Genomic DNA, 20,481 nt, shown 5'->3' with positions numbered 1-20,481 from the left:
TTGGTGCCCTTTAAGCAATGAGCGCAACCATTGCAACTATTTATATAAGGAAGGAACTCGACTCTTAAATACTGGAACATCTTGACGAATGCGCTGGACTTCTTCCAAATCTAATGAAGTGAACAACGTCTCTTCCTTTTCAATCGAACCTTTAGCGACAACTTCTCCCCACGGGTTAATCACTTGAGATTGACCAGCAAACTCCACTCCATCATATGCACCGACACGGTTTGAACTAACAACATACAATTGATTCTCAATCGCTCTTGCCCTCAGGAGCGTATTCCAATGCAGCTCTCTTGCTAACGGCCATTCCGCAACAACAACAAGCATTTCCGCCCCCTCCAAGGCCAAAGACCTTGCAAGCTCCGGAAACCGCAAATCATAACAAATGATCACACCTATTTTACGCCCATCTAATTCAAATACTTCTGCCTTGTTTTGACCACCAGTTAAATAATCGTCTTCCTTTAGCATCGGTACTAAATGAATCTTATCATAATGGTATGCTAGCTCCCCTTGACGGCTATAGACGAGAACTCGATTGTAAAAGTGACCTTTTTCTTTTACAACGATTGACCCTGCTATAACATTCACTTCATATTTTTGTGCTAATCCAACTAAAAAGGATTCCATTTCATCGTTGTTTTCACCAATTAACTGCTGAAGCTGTGGAAGTGTATAAGCAGTTGTCCACATTTCTGGTAAAACAAGCAAATCCATTGACTCTCCTGTACAAACCTCTTCTGCCCAGTTCGCTACTTTTTGACGGTTTTGTTCAATCTCCCCCGCAATAATATCCATCTGATAAATCGCAACCTTCATCTCCGTTCGCCTACCTTATACTAATATGTGTATGTTTATTTTATCATAATACGATTTTTTTAAAGACTGAAAGAATCAATTAACGAGGGCACTGAAAAAGTTTGGTTTTTACTTCTTCAGTGAACACATTGTTAACCTGTTTTCAAGTCCAGATTCCGTGCTTTCCTCTCTCGAATGTTTAATAATAAATAAAAAACAAAATAAAATACGATGAAGTTAGCAAAAATTTGAGTGTTCATAACCCAGCTCGAAACCCCAGAAAATAAGTTTGAAATAAAGAAACTTGAACCATTATTATCACCATATAAAGTTAAAAATGGAAACGGAAATCCGTATGAATACATGTATTTAACTGTATGCAGATGCGTCGGAGACCTATCTGGAATAACCAGTATGAATAGAATGATTACACTGATCGAAACCCAAGCCGCTTTCCTAACCACATATCCCTTCCCCCATCCTTTTCTCTTATATAATACATATATGAAAATAAGAGTAAATATAAACGAAGTCCACAAGTATTTTTCAGCATCAATACCAATAAGTGAATAAGCAATGAATGTCATAATGCTTATAGCTGTGCCACCAACAAAAAGTAATACGTTAAACCGCATTAATTCTGACATTATTTTCACGACTTTCCCTCCTAAAAAAGGACGATATTCTTCTTATACAATTCAATCGCGTAAAGACAATATGTTTTAGACCGTTTATAAGAGAACTCCGGTAAGTTTTTTCCTATTTGTATTTTTGAATTGGTTTTCATCATCTTTAACTATAGCATAAAATAATGAGGAATTTTGATCTGACGTACCTTTCCCTCTCAGCTCCTCCCTTTCCTGCGTCATTCCCAACTGGAAATAAACTCTTCTTTCATTGATGTTTATCATCACAAAACGATCTAAACAGAAAAAAGCACCCAAGCCGTATCATACAGCGTTGGGTGCTTCCTATTACTCTTAAACCGTTTTCTTCTTCCATACTCCTAGCATGAGAGCTGTAACGATTGCTCCGACTAAAATCGCAAACAAGTAAGCAAGCGCACTTCCATAAACGAGTGGAATGACAAATGCTCCACCGTGCGGCGCCGGTAAACCAATTCCGAATAGGGCTGTTAATCCACCAGCTACAGCTGAACCGACGATAATCGAAGGAATCACTCTTCCCGGATCGGCAGCGGCAAACGGAATCGCTCCTTCTGTAATAAACGATAATCCTAATACGTAATTTGTCTTACCACCCTCACGCTCTTGCTTCGTAAATTTATTTTTAAAGAAAGTCGTTGCTAAAGCAATTCCAAGTGGTGGAACCATTCCACCAGCCATAACAGCTGCATGAGGACCGAAGTTCCCAGCATCAATCATCGCAATTCCAAAGGTAAAGGCCGCTTTATTAACAGGACCCCCCATATCAATTGCCATCATTCCACCTAAAATAATACCGAGAATGATCATATTCGACGTACCCATTCCTGATAGCCACGATTCTAAGCCACTATTAAAGGCTGCTAATGGACTAACTAGCAATAGCATTGCCATCCCAGTCAAAAAGATATTGAGGACTGGATATAGTAAGACGGTTTTAATTCCTTCTAAAAATTGCGGTAATCCTTCTAGCAAACGTCTAATAAATAAAGCAACATATCCTGCTAAGAAACCGGCAATTAAACCACCTAAGAAGCCAGCTTCACCTGTTGAAGCAATTAACCCACCAACCATACCTGCCGCAAAACCCGGGCGATCAGCAATACTCATCGCAATAAAGGCCGCAAGAACAGGAATCATAAGACCGAATGCATTGCCACCACCAATCGTCATTAGCATATCAGCAAAGGCATTGTAGCTTGGGTGACTCGGATCACTCGCCTCAATTCCAAATATAAACGAAATCGCAATTAGAATACCGCCTCCGACAACAAATGGCAGCATATTTGATACACCATTCATTAAGTGCTTATAGAAGCCTCGACGCTCACCAGATCCTTCATTTGCTCGACTGCCTCGTTCTGCACTTTCATACACCGGCACTGATTCTGATAACGCTTTCATGATTAACTCGTTAGGCTTACGTATACCATCTGTCACTCCTGTTTGAATAACTGGTTTACCACTGAAACGAGCCATATCTACTTTCGTATCAGCGGCAATTATAATTGCGTCAGCCGCTGCGATCTCTTCAGCTGTCAGACGATTTTTCACTCCGCCTGATCCATTCGTTTCTACCTTAATCGTCACTCCTTGCTTTTTTGCTTCTGCCTTTAAAGCATCAGCAGCCATATACGTATGAGCAATGCCCGTCGGACAGCCTGTTACTGCTAATAGCTGGAAGCCAGAGCCTGAAGGTGAATCTCCTTCTGGTTTTTGCTGCTCCTCTTCCTTTTCATCAATCGCCTTTACAATGTCGTCCTCTGAGCTTGCTACAAGAAGCTTGTTGCGAAACGCTTCATCCATTAAATAGGTAGACAAACGTGAGAGTGTGTCTAAATGTGATTGAGTCGCATTTTCCGATGCTGCAATCATAAAGAACAAGTGAGTCGGTTGTCCGTCTAACGATTCATAGTTTAATCCATCCGACGAACGCCCAAACGCAATGGCTGGTGTTTGGACACCGGCACTTTTCGCATGAGGAATCGCGATACCATCACCAATTCCCGTCGTACTTTGTTCTTCTCTTTCCCAAATCGCTTTCTTATACTGTGAAGGATCATTTAACCGTCCAGCAGAGTCAAGCTTTCTAACGAGCTCATCAATCGCTGAAGACTTATCAGTTGCTTTCATATTTAACACAATCGTATCTTTTTTTAACAGCTCTGAAATTCTCATTTTACTCATCCCCCCATTTTGTAATAAACACTTCTCTTGCTAATGTCTCAACAGCCTCTCTTTGGCAAAAGCCTTGCGAGAATGCTGTCGCACTTCCTGAAGCAACAGCAAAGGCAAAGACCTTTTCAATTGGCTGTTCCTCACGTAAAGCCGACAAAAATCCTGCCACAACGGAGTCACCTGCACCAACGGAATTAACGACCTCACCACTTGGAACGTTCGCCATATAAATCGCATCATCCGTCCCTAAAATCGCCCCATCCCCAGCAAATGACACAAGTACAAACTGAATGCCTTTACTTAAAAGCTCTCGAACATAAGGGATTGCCTCTTCTTTTGTTGAAATCGTTGTTGTAAATAATTCGGCTAATTCATGGTGATTTGGTTTAATAAAGGTTGGCTCTTTTTCAATCACTGATTGTAACGCTGCTCCACTCGTATCTACAAAGACTTGAACATCTTTGCCCTCTATTCTCGTTAACAACCGCTCATATATTGATGAAGGCATCGTTTCAGGAACACTACCAGCTAACACGAGTGAATCTCCATCTTGTAATAGGTCAAGTTTTTTTTCTAAATCACTCAATTCGTCCTCCGTTATTTGGGGAGAAACGCCATTAATTTCTGTTTCCATCGTACTTTGGATTTTCATATTGATTCTTGTATCTGCGTTGATCGATGTGAATTCTGTGACAATCCCATCACGCTCAAGCTGCTCTTGCACGAAACGACCTGTAAAACCACCAATCAATCCGTGCGCCACACTAGTATGACCTAAGCTTTTTAATGCTTTTGAAATATTAATGCCTTTTCCTCCAGCCACTTTACGATCAGCTTTTGCACGATTAACGTGACCAAGCTCAAATTGATCTAATCGAACAAAGTGGTCAATCGCTGGATTTAAAGTAACGGTCCTAATCATAATGTCACCACCTCTAACGTTGTTTGACCTTTTAATTCATGATAGTAAGTGTCATCGATTTGCTCGCTCGTTACAACTATTACATTTTGAATATGAGCGAATGTCGAGAAGGAGACTTCACCGAACTTTGAATGATCCGCTAAAATAATTCCTTGCTGCGCTCGCGCTATGGCGTATTCCTTAATAAACGCTTCCTCAGGATCTGGTGTCGTACACTCACCTTTTAAGCTAATACCATTCACACCGATAAATGCTTTATCAAATTGGAACATTTCTAAGCTCTTTATCGCACTTCTGCCGATGAATGCACTCGTCCCAGATTTCACATAACCACCGATGACATGTGTCTTAATGCCAACCTCAAGCAGTGCTGCTATATTCATCAAGCCATTTGTCACAACAACAACGTCTTTATCCTTTAAGAAAGGTACCATTTCTAGCGTGCTTGTACCTGCATCTAAATAGATACAATCGCCCTCTTCTACAAATGATGCCGCCCATTTTGCAATTTGTCTTTTTTCATGACTGTTTTTGGCTGTTTTCTCCTCCATCGTTGGCTCAACTAGCTTATTCTGAGGTAATGTCGCGCCTCCATGTAATCGCTTTAATTTTCCTGCTCGTTCAAGCTCCATCAAATCACGGCGGACTGTAGATTCCGAAGCTCCTGTCACATCCATAATTTCTTGGATTTTCACTGTTTCCTCTTCTTGTAACATCGCAATAATTTTCTTCTGACGCTCGATCACTAACATGATCATCACCTCTTATATGTATTAGTATATAGTCAAAAACATTCAAAATCAATCATTATTTTTAAAAAACATTCAAAAAGTAGTAATAACCATTCATAAACAGTCACTACTACTTTATCATACAAGCTTTTATTGTTGTAGCTCTTCGATTAGCAATGATAACTCCGTCCATCGCTCGATTGCCGCTTCTAATTCCATTTCTACCTGTTCTTTTTCATTTAATAACGGCTGAATTTGCCCGAAATCACTGCCTGCATTTTCAATGGCTTTCTCAATCTCCTCAACCTGTTGCTCTAGCATCGTAATTCGTTCCTCGATTTGATCCCATTCTAGCTGTTCCCTATATGATAGCTTCTTTCTCGCTTTCGGCTTTTCTTTCTTTTTGGGCTCTGGATAACTGACTCGCTTCCTTTGCTCCTCCACTTCCTTCTGAACTTCTAAATAATCGGAGTAATGACCTTGGAAGCGTGACACTTTTCCATTCCCTTCAAACACGAGCAACCGATCAACGATTCGATCTAGAAAGTAGCGATCGTGGGATACGGTTATAACGACACCTGGAAATTGCTCTAAATAATCCTCTAAAACCGAAAGTGTCTCGGTATCAAGGTCATTTGTCGGCTCATCTAGAAACAGTACATTCGGCTCCTCCATTAACACCCTTAGTAAATAAAGGCGACGTCTCTCTCCACCTGATAAGCGCCTAATGTACGTATATTGACTTGAGCGCGGGAATAAAAACCTCTCAAGCATTTGCTCAGCTGAAATTTGTGTGCCATCTGCTGTATATACGACCTCTGCAATTTCTTTTATATAGTCAATGACTCTAAGATCTCCGTTGATCTCTTTATCCTCTTGAGTGTAATAGCCGATATGAACCGTCTCCCCGATCAATACCTCTCCCGAATCAGGTTTGCTCCTACCAGCTAATATGTTTAATAGTGTCGTCTTTCCTGTTCCATTAGCTCCGACAATCCCTATTCGTTCGCCGGGAATAATAAGCTCATTCAATGAATCTACAATCTGCTGATTGGCGAATTGTTTAGAGACAGCTTTCAATTCAATAACTTGCTTCCCTAATCTTCTCGAACCAATCGCAAAATCGAACTCCCGTTGAATCGACTCATGCCCATCTTCTTTTATTTGATCTATGCGCTGAATACGTGCTTTTTGCTTCGTTGTTCTCGCCTTTGCACCGCGCTTTAACCATGCAAGCTCTCGTCTTAATAAATTTTGGCGCTTCTGCTCCTTATGTTCTGCTTGCATTTGCCGCTCGGCTTTCTTCTCAAGAAAGCGCTCATAATTACCTTCATAAACAAATAAAGCCCCTTGATCTAGCTCAAACATATAATTCGTCACACGATTCAAAAAGTAACGATCGTGGGTAATTAATACAATTGCCCCTTTATAATTCGCTAAATAACCCTCTAACCATTCAATCGAAGCATGATCAAGATGATTCGTCGGCTCATCAAGCAATAATAAATCGGCTGGTTGAATGAGCGCCTTCGCAATCGCCACACGCTTCTTCTGACCACCTGATAGTTGACCAATCGTTAAGTGAAAATCACGTACACCTAATTTCGTCAAAATCGTTTTAGCCATAGTGTTTGCTTCCCATGCTTCCAGCTCATCCATCTTCTGTTGCCACTTCATATACGTTTTTTGGTACGCTTCGTTTGCTGGTTCTCTCTCAAACCTCGATAAACTTTCCTCATAAGCACGCATCGTGACCATGATGTTCGAATCACCAGCATAAATCTCTTCTAGCACCGTAAGTCCATCATCTAAATCAGAGTGCTGTGACAAATATTCAATTTGAAAATCATTCGCATGATGAAGTTCCCCTGTATCTGCGCCTTCCACTCCGGCGATTATTTTCATAAGCGAAGATTTTCCTGTTCCATTCACTCCAATCAGCCCAATGCGTTGCTGCTCTTCAATTGTAAATGAAATATTTTGAAACAGAACCTTCTCTCCATATGACTTCGTTAAACGGTCTACCTGCAAAATACTCATATCATCATCTCCTATGGCCTAACTCCAACACACAGAAATGTTCAAGCTAAACATTTTCGGTGTCCTTGACCTAACCTATCAAAGGGTTGTCTCAATCGGTCTATTGACCTTTTAAGACAACCCTTCATTCATAGTGACTCTATTATACCTTTAATACGTTCTTAATATCATCTTCTATTTTTTCTGGCTTCACTTGTGGTCCATAGCGTTCAACAACATAACCTTCTTGATCAACAAGGAACTTTGTGAAATTCCATTTAATATCTGAGCTAAGAACTCCTTTTTTCTCTTGCTTCAAATATGAGTACAGCGGATGAGCTTCTGATCCATTTACTCGTATTTTAGCAAACAGTGGAAAAGTCACACCGAAATTCAATTTACACGTTTCAGTCATATCCGCATCAGCTACAGGCTCCTGATTCATGAATTGATTCGTTGGAAATCCTAACACATCAAAGCCTTGCTCATGGTAGCGCTGATATAGCTCTTCAAGACCTTCAAACTGTGGAGCTAGCCCACACTTCGTCGCTGTGTTTACAATAAGTAAAGCCCTTCCCTTATACTCCTCTAGAGATTGCTCTTCTCCGTTTGCTTTCTTCACAGTAAATTGATGAATACTCATACAAGTACCCTCTCCATTCTTTTAACATTTATTATTAAAGAAGGTGATGCAAAAAACGAATAGTCTGCTTACCTTTGCCTTCTACGTGCAAAGTCAACAAAGCGAAATTTATCAGGCCGATGCCGTGATTCCGTCAATTGAAATTGTGTCGTATCTTCTAAATAAACATGACTTTTCACAACTACAACGAGCGAATAGTCTTCTAAGTCGAGTAACGTCCGATCTTCCTTCGTTGGTATCTCAACAGTAATTTCCTTTTTCGCAAAACTAATTGCTAAGCCTAATTCTGACTCAATATATTCATATAAAGAATTTTCACTAATTTCCTCAGTCAAATCTGGGACCATCGACGTTAGCAAATAATCCTTATCTAAAATAATCGCTTCCTCGTCTATATCACGAACGCGAACGAGTTCCCACACGGTTCCATTAGCACTCTCATCTAGATAAAATTCAGCTTTTAACGATGAATCTAGCTCTATTTCTCGTAATGAGATGACCGTCGTCTTCGAACGATGTCCAAGCTTTTCCGAAACTTCTTTATAGCTAACAAGTCCTGAAATCGGAAAATTAAACTTAGACATATCTAATACGATCGATCCCTTGCCTTGCATTTTTTGTATATAACCTTGTTCCGATAAGAGCTTCAAAGCCTTACGAACTGTCTCACGTGATGTGTGATATTGCTGTCTTAATTCATGCTCAGACGGGAGAAACTCCCCCGCCTTAATCGTTCCATTTTGTATTTCCTTTGCAATTTGTTCATATATCATTTGAAATTTATTTTTCACCATTCATCACCCATTCTAGTGTATCACTTCTTATGGAAAATGAGGGAATCATATGGAGAAAGTGTTAACTTTTTTTCAAGCTTACGCTCTATACCATTTGTAAGTAGGAGCTCGGCATCTAGATCGTGATGCCATACTTCAGGAATTTCAAATGACACTTCTTGACTATAAAAATTATTCATGACAAGTAATTTCTCTTCTCCCATTACGCGCTCATATACAAATAATTGCGGATGATCGTTTACAAGCTCACGATAGACACCTTCCGTGACAATATCTAATTCATGACGCAAACGAATGAGCTGTTGATAAAAAGAGAAAATCGATTCTTCCTCTTTCATGGCATTTTCCGCATTAATTTCTTTATAATTCTCTGCAACATCAATCCACGGTGTCCCTTTTGTAAAACCTCCATGAGGCTGATCGTTCCATTGTACAGGGGTTCTAGAGTTATCACGTGATTTTTCTTGAATAATCGCCATGACATCCTCTTCTGATTTCCCTTCTTTCTTCATTTGTCGATAATAATTTAATGTCTCAACATCCCGGTATTGATCAATCGTCTCAAAATAAGGATTCGTCATACCAAACTCTTCGCCTTGGTATATATACGGTGTTCCTTGCATCATATGAATCGTGGCTGCGAGCATTTTGGCTGATTTTTTATGATAGTGTTGATCGTTTCCATATCTTGATACAACACGTGGCTGATCGTGATTACACCAAAACAATGCGTTCCAGCCACCTCCTTTATGCATGTCGACTTGCCATGTTGACAGAATCTTTTTCAACGCTTGAAAATCAAAGTCAGCTAACGCCCACTTTTCACCATTAGGATAATCGACCTTTAAATGATGAAAATTAAACGTCATACTTAATTCACGGCGCTCTGGATTTGAATAGTTGATACAATGCTCAATGGATGTAGAGGACATTTCTCCGACCGTCATACTATCGTATTTTGCGAGAACATTTCTATTCATTTCTTGTAAAAACTCATGAACACGAGGGCCATCTGTATAAAAGCGACGTCCATCACCTTTGTCATCATTCGTAAAGGACTGATCCTTAGAAATTAAATTGATTACATCTAAACGAAATCCATCAATGCCTTTCTCAAACCAGAAATGCATCATATCATAAACAGCTTGACGTAGCTCTTCATTTTCCCAGTTTAAATCAGCTTGGGTGACATCAAAGAGATGTAAATAATATTGTCCAGATTTCTCGTCATATTCCCAGGCGTTCCCACCGAATTTTGATTGCCAATTCGTCGGTTCAGCACCATCGACCGGATCTTTCCAAATGTAAAAATCGCGATAACGACTACTAGGAGATGCAATCGCTTCTTTGAACCATGTATGCTCCGTTGATGTGTGATTAACGACAAGATCCATAATGAGCTTCATTCCACGTTTATGAACCTCTGACATTAGCCTTTCAAAATCCTCCATCGTTCCATACTCTTCATGTATCGCAAAGTAGTCGGAAATATCATATCCGTTATCTTTTTGCGGAGATGCGTAAATAGGAGTAAGCCAAATCACGTCCACTCCTAATTCATATAAATAATCTAGTTTTTCAATAATTCCTTGAATGTCTCCTATTCCATTTCCTGTCGTATCATTAAAGCTTTTTGGATAGATTTGATAAACGACTGCTTTTCTCCACCATTCCTTCACTGTGATAGCCCCTTTCTTTGAATCTGATTCTTTGAAAAAAGCCTAACAAGAAGCTTTACTCTCCTCATTAGCTCATTCGCCTCTTTTTCCTTGAGACGGTTATTGATCTTTCATTCGTGTCTTCCCATATAAGAAAGTTAAGACAAACGGTACAACGATTGCAATGACCATTCCAACTAAGAATACGAGCCAATAACCTGCTGTAATCGAGAAGATCCCGGGTAAGCCCCCTACGCCGATCGAATTCGCTGTAACAGAATTAATCGTAATCCATACAGCACCTATCGCTGAACCGATAATGGCACATATGAATGGGAAGCGATAGCGCAAATTCACTCCAAACATCGCTGGCTCAGTAATTCCTAAATAAGCTGATATGGAAGATGTCATCGATAATCCTTTTACCTTCTCATCCTTTAATACATAATACATGGCAAGTGCTGCCGATCCTTGAGCTATATTGGACAGTGCTAAAATAGGCCATAAGAATGTGCTCCCTGTACTCCCAATCAGTTGCAAGTCAACCGCTAAGAATGTGTGGTGCATTCCAGTAATAACGAGTGGTGCATAAATAGCTCCATATAACAAACCACCAATAGCCGCAACATTACTAAAAATCCAAACAAAGACATCTGTAATGATATTACCAATCCAAAAGGTTACAGGTCCAATCGCGATAAAGGCGATAAATCCAGTCACTAATAAGGCAACAGGTGCAACAATAAGTAACTGAAACCCATCTGGAATACGCTTTCTTAATGCAATCTCAATTTTCGCTAATACATATGCCGCAACTAAAATCGGTAACACTTGACCTTGGTATCCCATCTTAGCAATATCTAAACCGAAAATATTCCAATAAGGAATATCTCCATCCTGCAATGCATCACCATATCCCCAAGCATTAAGAAGATCTGGATGAACGAGCATCAATCCAAGGACAATCCCTAATAATTCACTGCCACCAAAACGCCTCATCGCCGACCAGCCGATGAGACCTGGCAAAAAGACAAAGGCCGTATTCGCGATAAGATGAATCATATCAGCTAGATCCGCCCACTGCGGAAACATTTCTACAACTGACTGTTCACTGAAAATGCCTTCAGCAGTCAGAATATTATTAATCCCCATTAATAAACCAGCTGTAACAATCGCAGGTAATATCGGAATAAAAATATCAGCAAGTACTTTAATCGCTCGTTGTAATGGGTTTAAATTTTTCTCTGCAGCTGTCTTCACTTCATCCTTTGTCGCCGCTTTTTTTCCTGAAAGCTCCATTAGCTCCGCATACACTTTGTCAACAGTTCCTTGTCCAATCACGACCTGAAATTGACCATTTGTCGAGAATGAACCTCTTACAACATCAATTTCCTCCAGTTTATCCTTATCTACCTTATCTTCGTCCTCCAATGCAAACCTTAATCGTGTGACACAATGAGTGGCCGATGCAATGTTCTCTTTTCCACCAATTGCATCAAGTATCTCTTTGGCCGCATCTCTATATTGACTCATCTTTACAACTCCTTTCACAAATTATCATGGTCTTCCACTAACATGTTGTATATACAAGTGATCACGCTTACAGATGATCATATCTTGTATATACAACATTGTCAAGAAAATAAGTTCTATTTATTATTTGTTCTATACCCCGTAATTATGAATGTTAAGCTTTCATTAAAAAGGGTATTGAGAAAGTTAACAACAAACTTTCTCAATACCCTTTTTTTCAGTGTTCTTCTATTTATTCCTTAACCACCACGATACTCTTATCCTTTCACAAATCGTTATATAATGCATCATTGTCAATAAGACGGCTGATACGTTCATCCCAATAATAATACCATCCATTTGAAAGGCTGCCATCGATCCAAGAACATACATCAAAATAAAGGAAACAATCGTTGTATATAAAGCATGTAGAAATGCCTCTTTCACGAGTCCGAGTCCAATTAAGTACGCTTGCATTGGAATAACAAAATAATGAAACAGGAAGTAAGGCAATAGTAGTTGTAAATAGCGGACGGCAGGCGAATCATCAAAGAATAAGCTCGTTAGCATTTCTGCATAAAAGTAAAAAACACAAACAGCTACTAATCCATAAATCGCTGTAATCAGCATAACTTTTTGTAGTAACGATCTTAACTTTGCTAAATCCGCCTTATGAAAAGCTTCCGAAACAGTCGGAATCAAGACAATTAACAGTGAATGCGCAATAAAGGCTGGAAAAAAGCCAATCGAAAAGGCCACCCCAGCAAGCTTTCCGTATTGTACCATCGCCACGGATTCAACCATACCCGAACGAACGAGCGCACTCTTAATAAAGAAGGGCTTAATTGCAAACGTTGCTGAATGAAAAATGCGTAGCCCTGTTGTCGGAACAGATACCGATAATAACGAATGTTGAACCTTCTTCCAACCGACTTCAGCACGCGGCTTTTTCTTTAATTTGTACATCTGTCGCAAAAAGGCAATAAACAAGTAGAGAAAGACAAGCGCCTCACTCGCAATAAGAGTAACAAAAGCAATGACTAGAGCAAATTCAATATGATAGGAGGACCATAAAAAGAAAAGAACGAGCAAAGCAAGCTGAGCTGCCCGTCTAATAAAATTGGCAAGCGCAATTCTGCCCATTTGCTGTGCTCCCATAAAGTATCCCCTTGCTACAGAGGAGAACGTCACAATCGGTATTAAGCTAATGAATAACCATGGAACAACCGGATGATATTGATCAAATACCGGTAATAAAGGAAGAATGATAACAGCTACAAGCATACAAATAGCAGCACAAACGGTTGCAAAGCGTAATGCATGCTTGAGCATGCTACGGTGAAATAACTCTTCCTTTTCAGCAACAAACTTTGAAATCGATATTGGTAATTCTAAGCTAGATAGCACAACAATGAACATCACTGTTGGAAAAATAGCCATATACAAACCAAGGCCCTCTTCTCCTAACTCACGTGCTAAGACAACATTTATAATAAATTCTATACACTCTACTATGAGGGCAACTACGATTAACAATAGCGCACTCTTAAAAAATGTCTTCATCGTTTCTCTCCCTCTTTCATCTGTCCGTACACTATATGAGACAAGTCATAAAAATATCGATACTTAAGTGAAAAAGTTTGACACATTTCCAGACATTTGCGAAAGTAAGAGAGAAAACAACTAGTAGGAGGGCTTCCAATGTATATTATTCATGCATTTTTATCTGTCAAACGTGAGCAACGTGAACATTTTTTACGAGATGTGCAACCTTTAATTAAATATTCACAAGCAGAAGAGGGAAACATTCGATATGAACTGTACGAGCAAAGCTCAGCAGACAATCAATTTATTATGGTAGAAGAATGGAAATCTAAGGAGGCGATCGAGTTCCACTTTCAAACAAAACATTTCGTTGAATTTGGTGAACAATCTAAGGATTATATGGCTGCTCCTCCACAAATCAAACAATTCGCTGTTCAAGCAGAACATGACTAGGTCTTTCATTTATCATGGAGTGGTATCCCAACTACATTCCATGATTTTTTTATTTCGTCTCCTTCATAGACGCCCTTCTCCTACAGCTCTTCACATAATCCTAAAAAAAAAGTATATGAAAATATCGAAAATCGGGCACCCTCATTAAGTTCATTCGATTGACGACATCGAGGAAGAAAAGGATGATCCATCAAACGAAGAAAAGGACGATGAAAAAAAAGATCCTCCTGGTGGCGAACCTCCGACAAATGACCGGACATTAACGGATGACAAGGATGATCTCCTTAACGAAAAACAAAATAAATCGAGACGATCATAAGCTCGCAGTCAGGATTCCCGCTTCCAAACACTGCGATCAACACCTATAATCATTTGTTAATCGGCTTACTCATCATTGCAATCGGTTTAACTACTCGTGTAAGTAAGAAAAAAACACAGGCGCTTGGATAATAAGAAAAACGCGATAGCGTCTTTTCTTAATTGCGTTGCGCGGAGCCGTTACAACAATTTTCATTTATTCTGAATGTGGGGTTATTTCAAAATAACGTGTAATGAGTGAAGCCAACGCCTTTCCTTTGACACAGGAATGCCTTTTTTATCTTTTTAAAAAAAACGCGGTAGCGGTTCTTCTTTTCTGAGTCTATAAAACTAACCCGCGATGAGAAATACATCTCAAAGGAGTCCACTGAAAAAGTGAAAATCGCACTTTTTCAGTGGACTCTCTCAAAGCGGGTTTCCCACTTAACTCGTCTTAGCCTTCATTCGTCCCTTTTTCATTCATTTCATAATATAAACCACCGTTTGTCATTAATTCCTCGTGTGAACCTTGTTCAACAATTTCACCTTCCTGAAGAACTAAAATACGATCTGCCTGCTGAATCGTATTTAATCGATGTGCGATAACAAAGCTTGTTCTCCCTTGCATCAGCCTCTTTAACGCATCTTGGATTTTGATCTCGGTCATTGTATCAATGTTACTCGTCGCTTCATCTAAGATGAGAACGGATGGATTAACAAGGATCGCTCTGGCAATTGATAAGAGCTGTTTCTGTCCTTGACTTATTCCACTCCCTTCTTGATCAAGCATCGTATCAAACCCCTCAGGTAGTTTCATAATAAAAGAATACGCATTAGCCTTCTTCGCCGCTTCTTCTATCTCTTCATCGGTTGCATTCAGACGACCATAACGAATGTTCTCACGAATCGTCGCTTGGAACAGAAACGAATCTTGCAGAACAAAACCCATATGCTGTCTTAGACTCTCTCTTTTTAACTCTGATAAAGGAATACCATCAATAAGAATAGCTCCAGAGTCTGGCTCATAAAAGCGTGATAACAGATTGATAATCGTTGTTTTTCCAGCCCCTGTAGGACCTACAAGAGCAACCATTTCCCCTGCTTTGACACGAAAGCTAACATTCGCTATTGTTTTACTTTCTTCTTCATAGGAGAAATGAACATCCTTGAAGACAACATCCCCTCTTATTTCTTTAATCGGCTTCGCATGTTTTTGATCTGCTTCCTCAGGCTCATCAAGCACTTCAAACACACGCTCAGCACCAGCAACAGCTGACAATAACGTATTGAATTGATTAGCTAAATCATTTAATGGCCTTGTAAATTGTCGAGAATACTCTGCAAAGATAACAATAATACCGACCGTAACAGCACTATGTTCCTGTAACGCCAACATCCCACCAATAAAAGCAATAACGGCAAAGCTTAAATTATTCAATACATTCATCAGCTTTGGAATAAGCCCAGAATAGGTTTGTGCCCAGAAACTAGTCATCCGTACCTCTCCGTTTTTTTCTTTAAATTGCTGAATGACATGATCTTCTTGAGAGAATGCTTTAACGATTCGTTGTCCTGATATCGTTTCCTCGATAAAACCATTTGCAGCGCCTAAGCTTTTTTGCTGCTCTTTGAAAAATACCGAGGTTCGTTTCGTAATCCACTTCATTCCGAATACCATTAAAGGTACAACAGTAACTGTAATAAGCGTCATAAGTGGACTCAACCAAAGCATAACAGCTAAAATACCGAAAAACGTTAGCACACTTGAAAAAATTTGAATGACCGAGCTATTCAATGTATTACTTATATTTTCAATATCATTTGTCATACGACTCATAAGTTCTCCATGCTGTCGTTTATCAAAAAAAGGGATAGGTAGCCGTTGAATATGATTAAAAAGCTCCGTTCTAATCGTATAAACCGTTTGTTGTGCAATTCGAACCATCCAAAAGTGTTGCAGCCACATCGTCAACGCATGAGACACATAAACGATGAGCAAAAAGGCTAGCAACCATATAAGCCCAGAAGCGTTTGCAGCCATTAAATAGTCATCAATCGTTACTCCAATTAAAAAAGGTCCTAATAAACTTAAACCTGAGCTTAAAATAATCATTAGAATAACAAGCATCAACATCCGTTTATGTTCACCTAAATAGCTCCATATCCGTTTTGTTGTTATGAACCAATTATCGATTTTTTTCGTACTTTTGTCATTTTTACTACGTTTGATTGATATACGCTCATATTGAAAGGGTCTACTAAATGGATTACTCATGAATAAGCACCCCTTTTTGTTCTTGTGATTGGACTAGCTCTTGATACATAGTCGATTGTTGGAGGAGCTCTTCATGTGACCCTTTCGCAACGATTTGCCCATCTTCCATTAAGACAATCAGATCAGCATCCATCGCTGAAGTGATCTTCTGTGTAATTAAAAGTGTTGTACAGGAGTGCGAGCGAATCGCGTTTAACAGCTTGGCTTCTGTTCGAACATCTAACGCACTTGTACTATCATCCAATAACAGAATTTTCGGTTTCCGAACTAATGCGCGTGCAATCGAAATTCGCTGTTTTTGACCACCAGATAAATTCACACCTTTTTGACCAATCAACGTGTCATATTTTAATGGAAGTGACTGAATGGTATGAGCAATTTGAGCTTCTTCCACCGCTTGAGTCATTTCCTCGACTGACACATTTCGTTTTCCCCATAAGAGATTATCCTTAATCGTTCCTGAAAATAAAAAGACTTCTTGTGGAACATAACCAATGGCTTGACGAAGTTCCTCACTATGAAACTGATTGATTTTGTTTCCATCAATATAAATCGTTCCTTTTTGCGACTCGAACAATCGCGGGATTAATTGAAAGAGAGATGACTTCCCTGAACCTGTTTCCCCCATAAAAGCAACCGTTTGACCTGCTTCAATCGACAATGAGATATCAGTTAGCACATCCTCCTTCATATTAGGATAATGAAAGGAAACATGCTGAAACGTAATTGCTCCTTTTTCAACCTTAGCAGACTGTGGTCGCTCAACATCTTTTTCAGTTTCCTCTTCCAACACTTGCGAAATCCGCTCAGCAGAAGCTTTGGTCCGTGAAAAGATAATCACAAACATCGAAAACATTGAGAGTGCTCCTGTTATACGCATCGTATAATTAAGAATGGCGACAACCTCACCAACCTGTGCATTTTGACCAACGACTGCCATATCACCGAACCAAATAATAGCGACAATCGCCGTATTCATTAATAGCAGTAATAAAGGCATCGCTACTTCCATTAATCGCATCACGTTAATCGTTTTTTCTTTTAATTCCTCATTACGCTGTGAGAAGCGGCTCTGTTCGACTTTACGAGTAACAAATACTTTAATCATTCGAATCGCTTGTAAATTTTCGCGGAAGACGTGGTTAAGACCATCTAAACGCGCTTGAACATCTTTAAATAATCCAGATCCTTCTTCATCATCCATGTTAAAAACAAAATAATAATCGGGATCGTTACAACTAGAATAAGGCCAAGTCTAACGTTGACAAACAAAGCCATGATCACTCCGCCAAAAACAATTAGTGGCGCTCGAAACATAATACGCAAGCACATAAATATCGTATTTTGAATGAGCGTGACATCGTTTGTCATTCTCGTTATTAACGACGATGTTTGAAATCGCTGTAGCGTTTCATAGGAAAAGCGTTGAATCTTCTCATACATGTCTCCTCTTATATCATAACCGGTACTTTGACTTACATGACCTGCATAAAAGGAATTAATAATTCCGGAGATGAAGGCAAGTAAAGACATCGCAATCATCATACCTCCCCATCTCATCACAAAAGCCATATCATTTCCTACAATCCCGTCATCAATGATTCTAGCTAATAATAATGGATGAATGAGCTCAACAACCAATTCCACAAACATTAAAGTAAGGGCAATCCATATCGGAATTCGGTAAGGCTTTAAAAATGGAAATAACTTCAGCATGATGCTCCTCCAAGTTCTGTCTGTTCATTCGCATTCTTTCGTATCCATGTTATAAGAAAAACGCGATAGCGTCTTTTCTTAATTGCGTTGTGCAGAGCCGTTACAACGGGTTCAAGTTTTTATGAAAGTGGGGTTCTTTCAGAAAAATGCGTAACGTATGAAACCGTCTTTCACTTTTGAGTTGGCCAACACCCTCTATGCTTTTCCCCCATTTCTCCCTCGGGTTTTATTCTTTCTTATTCTTTAAAAAGCTGTCCAATCAGGCGGTACCCTCGTGGACAGCTTATGACCATATTCATTTCATTAGTCTTGTAAAATTCGGTCAATTTCATCAAGCTCATCCTGTGAAAACTTAAGGTTACGCACTGCTTGAACATTGTCTTCGATCTGGCTCACCTTGCTTGCTCCGATTAAAGCAGAGGTCACCTTACCATTACGTAGCACCCATGCTAACGCCATTTGAGCAAGTGTTTGACCTCGTCTAGCAGCGACTTCATGTAAGCCTTGAATCTTCCGTATCACTTGCTCCGTAACTTGATCCTCACCAAGAGCTCCCGTCTCCTTAGCTGCTCTAGATTGTGGTGGGATACCTTTCATATATTTATTCGTCAACAGACCTTGCTGTAATGGGCAGAAGGCAATGGAGCCAACCTTCTCCTCTTCTAATACATCCTGTAAGCCATCCTCTTCAATCCAACGATTTAGCATTGAATAACTCGGCTGATGAATGAGCAATGGAGTTCCTAAATTATTTAGAATACGAGTTGCTTCTTTTGTCTGCTCCGCGCTATAGCTTGAAATCCCAACATAGAGCGCTTTTCCTTGACGAACTACTTGATCAAGAGCAGCCATCGTCTCTTCAAGTGGAGTATCGGGATCTGGTCGATGTGAATAATAAATATCCACATAATCAAGACCCATTCGTTTTAAGCTTTGATCAAGACTAGCAATTAAATACTTTTTCGAACCCCATTCGCCGTAAGGCCCGTCCCACATGTGGTACCCTGCTTTCGTCGAAATAATTAGTTCATCACGATAAGGCTTGAAATCGGTTTGTAATATCTTCCCAAACATTTCTTCCGCTGATCCAGGAGGAGGACCGTAGTTGTTAGCCAGATCAAAATGAGTAATCCCTAAATCAAATGCCCGACGTAGCATTGCTCGGCCATTCTCAAACGTATCAACACCACCAAAATTATGCCATAAACCTAACGAAATCGCTGGTAAAAACAATCCAGAATGCCCTGTCCGGTTATATACCATCGAATCATATCGATTATCACTTGCAACATATGTCATATTATCTCTCCTACTTATTTATGTGCCACGATTAAACAGATTGAGGGTGCTTTTCACTAACCATATCTAATGCAGCCGCTAACGCGTTACTTTCAACTTGTTCTACATTTTTGCAACCAGGAATCACACTTGTCACAGCTTCATGTTTCAAGCACCAGGCAAGCGCCCATTGTGCCATATTAACACCTTTTGGCACTTCATTTCGTTGAATCTCTTCAACTAGCTCGAGCTTCTGCTGCAACTGCAATTGATCATGATGAGAACGGACATCACTGTCAACAAAGGACGCACCTGGCTTATATTTCCCACTCAAAAAGCCGCTCGCTAATGGTACTCGTGCCAATACACCTAATTGTTGCCGCTCACATGAAGAAAACACCTTCTCCTCAGGCTCCCTCTCTAAACGATTATAAACAACTTGAATCACGCTAGCATTGAATTCAGATGCCATATCGGTTTGATAAATGTTATCATTAGCACCTATGGAAATACCCAAATGTCTAACCTTTCCTGCTTGAATTTGTTTATCTAGTGCTGTCCATAGTCCATCATTCCGAAATGCTTCATCACTACCTGAATGAAATTGATACAGATCAATATAATCCGTTTTAAGCGCTTTCAAAGACTCATCTAATTGCTGTATCACTTCTTCAGCACTCCAATGATTCGTACGGTCAAACGCTCCATGAAACTTATGTCCAAATTTCGTCGCAACAATCCAATCTTCCCGCTCGTCCTGCTTTAAATAGTTGCCGATAAAAGACTCTGAAAGGTGGTCACCATAACATTCAGCTGTATCAATAATGTTAATGCCAACCTCTTTCGCTCGCTGCAAAATAGCATTCACTTCATCTTGGGTAAATTCCTTGCCCCATTCGCCTCCAAATTGCCACGTTCCAACTCCAACTACGGACACGTCTAATCCAGTTTTTCCTAGCGTACGATATTTCATGGACCTTACCCCTTTCGA

Annotated in this window: 16 protein-coding genes and 1 pseudogene; 2 read left to right on the top strand and 15 right to left on the bottom strand. The window is 39.8% G+C overall.

The window, feature by feature from the left end; all coding sequences use genetic code 11:
• Nucleotides 1-36 precede the first annotated feature (36 nt).
• The 11 genes from JCM9152_RS11480 to JCM9152_RS11425 all read right to left on the bottom strand — a co-directional run bounded on the left by JCM9152_RS11480 (nucleotide 37) and on the right by JCM9152_RS11425 (nucleotide 13,489).
• Complete coding sequence (locus tag JCM9152_RS11480; RefSeq protein WP_035344322.1) at nucleotides 37-825, bottom strand: carbon-nitrogen family hydrolase; 789 nt, start codon at nucleotides 823-825, stop codon at nucleotides 37-39.
• A 131-nt stretch (nucleotides 826-956) separates the two neighbouring features.
• Nucleotides 957-1,460 (bottom strand): hypothetical protein, encoded by a 504-nt coding sequence (locus JCM9152_RS11475; protein WP_035344320.1) that lies wholly within the window; start codon nucleotides 1,458-1,460, stop codon nucleotides 957-959.
• Nucleotides 1,461-1,784: 324 nt separating this feature from the next.
• Nucleotides 1,785-3,647: a PTS fructose transporter subunit IIABC gene (locus tag JCM9152_RS11465; RefSeq protein WP_035344316.1), complete on the bottom strand. Its 1,863-nt coding sequence runs from the start codon at nucleotides 3,645-3,647 to the stop codon at nucleotides 1,785-1,787.
• A gap of 1 nt (nucleotide 3,648) precedes the next feature.
• On the bottom strand, nucleotides 3,649-4,569 hold the full coding sequence (gene pfkB, locus JCM9152_RS11460; RefSeq protein WP_035344314.1) for a 1-phosphofructokinase: 921 nt from the start codon (nucleotides 4,567-4,569) through the stop codon (nucleotides 3,649-3,651).
• Nucleotides 4,566-5,321 carry a DeoR/GlpR family DNA-binding transcription regulator gene (locus tag JCM9152_RS11455; RefSeq protein ID WP_035344312.1) on the bottom strand — a complete coding sequence of 252 codons (756 nt, stop codon included), beginning with the start codon at nucleotides 5,319-5,321 and terminating at the stop codon, nucleotides 4,566-4,568. The genes pfkB and JCM9152_RS11455 overlap by 4 nt, the downstream gene beginning before the upstream one ends.
• Before the next feature lie 129 nt (nucleotides 5,322-5,450).
• Nucleotides 5,451-7,340 carry an ABC-F family ATP-binding cassette domain-containing protein gene (locus tag JCM9152_RS11450; RefSeq protein ID WP_035344310.1) on the bottom strand — a complete coding sequence of 630 codons (1,890 nt, stop codon included), beginning with the start codon at nucleotides 7,338-7,340 and terminating at the stop codon, nucleotides 5,451-5,453.
• Nucleotides 7,341-7,482: 142 nt separating this feature from the next.
• Nucleotides 7,483-7,962 (bottom strand): glutathione peroxidase, encoded by a 480-nt coding sequence (locus JCM9152_RS11445; protein ID WP_035344308.1) that lies wholly within the window; start codon nucleotides 7,960-7,962, stop codon nucleotides 7,483-7,485.
• A 68-nt stretch (nucleotides 7,963-8,030) separates the two neighbouring features.
• On the bottom strand, nucleotides 8,031-8,756 hold the full coding sequence (gene treR, locus JCM9152_RS11440; protein WP_081728011.1) for a trehalose operon repressor: 726 nt from the start codon (nucleotides 8,754-8,756) through the stop codon (nucleotides 8,031-8,033).
• Nucleotides 8,757-8,776: 20 nt separating this feature from the next.
• Nucleotides 8,777-10,441, bottom strand: a complete 1,665-nt coding sequence (gene treC / locus JCM9152_RS11435) for an alpha,alpha-phosphotrehalase (protein WP_052015882.1) — start codon at nucleotides 10,439-10,441, stop codon at nucleotides 8,777-8,779.
• Nucleotides 10,442-10,534: 93 nt separating this feature from the next.
• Complete coding sequence (gene treP, locus JCM9152_RS11430; RefSeq protein WP_035344304.1) at nucleotides 10,535-11,947, bottom strand: PTS system trehalose-specific EIIBC component; 1,413 nt, start codon at nucleotides 11,945-11,947, stop codon at nucleotides 10,535-10,537.
• Nucleotides 11,948-12,175: 228 nt separating this feature from the next.
• A complete protein-coding gene (locus JCM9152_RS11425) occupies nucleotides 12,176-13,489 on the bottom strand; it encodes a polysaccharide biosynthesis protein (protein WP_035344302.1) in 1,314 nt (437 codons plus the stop codon).
• 138 nt (nucleotides 13,490-13,627) lie between these two features.
• Here JCM9152_RS11425 and JCM9152_RS11420 point away from each other — a divergent pair, with 138 nt between their 5' ends.
• Entirely contained in the window at nucleotides 13,628-13,924 is a 297-nt protein-coding gene (locus JCM9152_RS11420; RefSeq protein ID WP_035344300.1) for a putative quinol monooxygenase, read from the top strand.
• A gap of 303 nt (nucleotides 13,925-14,227) precedes the next feature.
• The gene (locus JCM9152_RS24085; protein WP_158318434.1) at nucleotides 14,228-14,374 is read left to right on the top strand and encodes an LPxTATN C-terminal sorting signal domain; all 147 of its coding nucleotides are present in this window, start codon (nucleotides 14,228-14,230) and stop codon (nucleotides 14,372-14,374) included.
• A gap of 301 nt (nucleotides 14,375-14,675) precedes the next feature.
• On the opposite strand, the gene JCM9152_RS11415 is transcribed toward JCM9152_RS24085, so the two are convergent.
• From JCM9152_RS11415 to JCM9152_RS11400, 4 genes and pseudogenes are all read right to left on the bottom strand, one after another.
• A complete protein-coding gene (locus tag JCM9152_RS11415; protein ID WP_035344298.1) occupies nucleotides 14,676-16,496 on the bottom strand; it encodes an ABC transporter ATP-binding protein in 1,821 nt (606 codons plus the stop codon).
• Nucleotides 16,489-18,212, bottom strand: a pseudogene (locus JCM9152_RS11410) (ABC transporter ATP-binding protein). The gene JCM9152_RS11415 and the pseudogene JCM9152_RS11410 overlap by 8 nt, the downstream one beginning before the upstream one ends.
• A 303-nt stretch (nucleotides 18,213-18,515) precedes the next feature.
• On the bottom strand, nucleotides 18,516-19,511 hold the full coding sequence (gene mgrA, locus JCM9152_RS11405; RefSeq protein WP_035344296.1) for an L-glyceraldehyde 3-phosphate reductase: 996 nt from the start codon (nucleotides 19,509-19,511) through the stop codon (nucleotides 18,516-18,518).
• A 31-nt stretch (nucleotides 19,512-19,542) separates the two neighbouring features.
• Nucleotides 19,543-20,463, bottom strand: coding sequence for an aldo/keto reductase (locus JCM9152_RS11400; RefSeq protein WP_035344294.1), 921 nt, complete (start codon nucleotides 20,461-20,463; stop codon nucleotides 19,543-19,545).
• Between the last annotated feature and the right edge of the window lie 18 nt (nucleotides 20,464-20,481).

The organism is Halalkalibacter hemicellulosilyticusJCM 9152, from assembly GCF_000513115.1.
In the GTDB taxonomy this organism is placed as follows: Bacteria; Bacillota; Bacilli; order Bacillales; family Bacillaceae_D; genus Halalkalibacter; species Halalkalibacter hemicellulosilyticus.
The sequence above is the reverse complement of the archived record's forward strand: the minus strand, read 5'-3'. Positions and strand labels throughout refer to the sequence as shown.

Coding starts and splice junctions, on each gene's coding strand:
- JCM9152_RS11455 (WP_035344312.1), bottom strand. CDS start 5,321: ATGTTAGTGATCGAGCGTCAGAAGAAAATTATTGCGATGTTACAAGAA.
- JCM9152_RS11420 (WP_035344300.1), top strand. CDS start 13,628: ATGTATATTATTCATGCATTTTTATCTGTCAAACGTGAGCAACGTGAA.
- JCM9152_RS11465 (WP_035344316.1), bottom strand. CDS start 3,647: ATGAGAATTTCAGAGCTGTTAAAAAAAGATACGATTGTGTTAAATATG.
- JCM9152_RS11445 (WP_035344308.1), bottom strand. CDS start 7,962: ATGAGTATTCATCAATTTACTGTGAAGAAAGCAAACGGAGAAGAGCAA.
- treP (WP_035344304.1), bottom strand. CDS start 11,947: ATGAGTCAATATAGAGATGCGGCCAAAGAGATACTTGATGCAATTGGT.
- JCM9152_RS11415 (WP_035344298.1), bottom strand. CDS start 16,496: ATGAGTAATCCATTTAGTAGACCCTTTCAATATGAGCGTATATCAATC.
- treR (WP_081728011.1), bottom strand. CDS start 8,756: ATGGTGAAAAATAAATTTCAAATGATATATGAACAAATTGCAAAGGAA.
- JCM9152_RS11400 (WP_035344294.1), bottom strand. CDS start 20,463: ATGAAATATCGTACGCTAGGAAAAACTGGATTAGACGTGTCCGTAGTT.
- pfkB (WP_035344314.1), bottom strand. CDS start 4,569: ATGATTAGGACCGTTACTTTAAATCCAGCGATTGACCACTTTGTTCGA.
- JCM9152_RS11480 (WP_035344322.1), bottom strand. CDS start 825: ATGAAGGTTGCGATTTATCAGATGGATATTATTGCGGGGGAGATTGAA.
- JCM9152_RS11450 (WP_035344310.1), bottom strand. CDS start 7,340: ATGAGTATTTTGCAGGTAGACCGTTTAACGAAGTCATATGGAGAGAAG.
- JCM9152_RS11425 (WP_035344302.1), bottom strand. CDS start 13,489: ATGAAGACATTTTTTAAGAGTGCGCTATTGTTAATCGTAGTTGCCCTC.
- mgrA (WP_035344296.1), bottom strand. CDS start 19,511: ATGACATATGTTGCAAGTGATAATCGATATGATTCGATGGTATATAAC.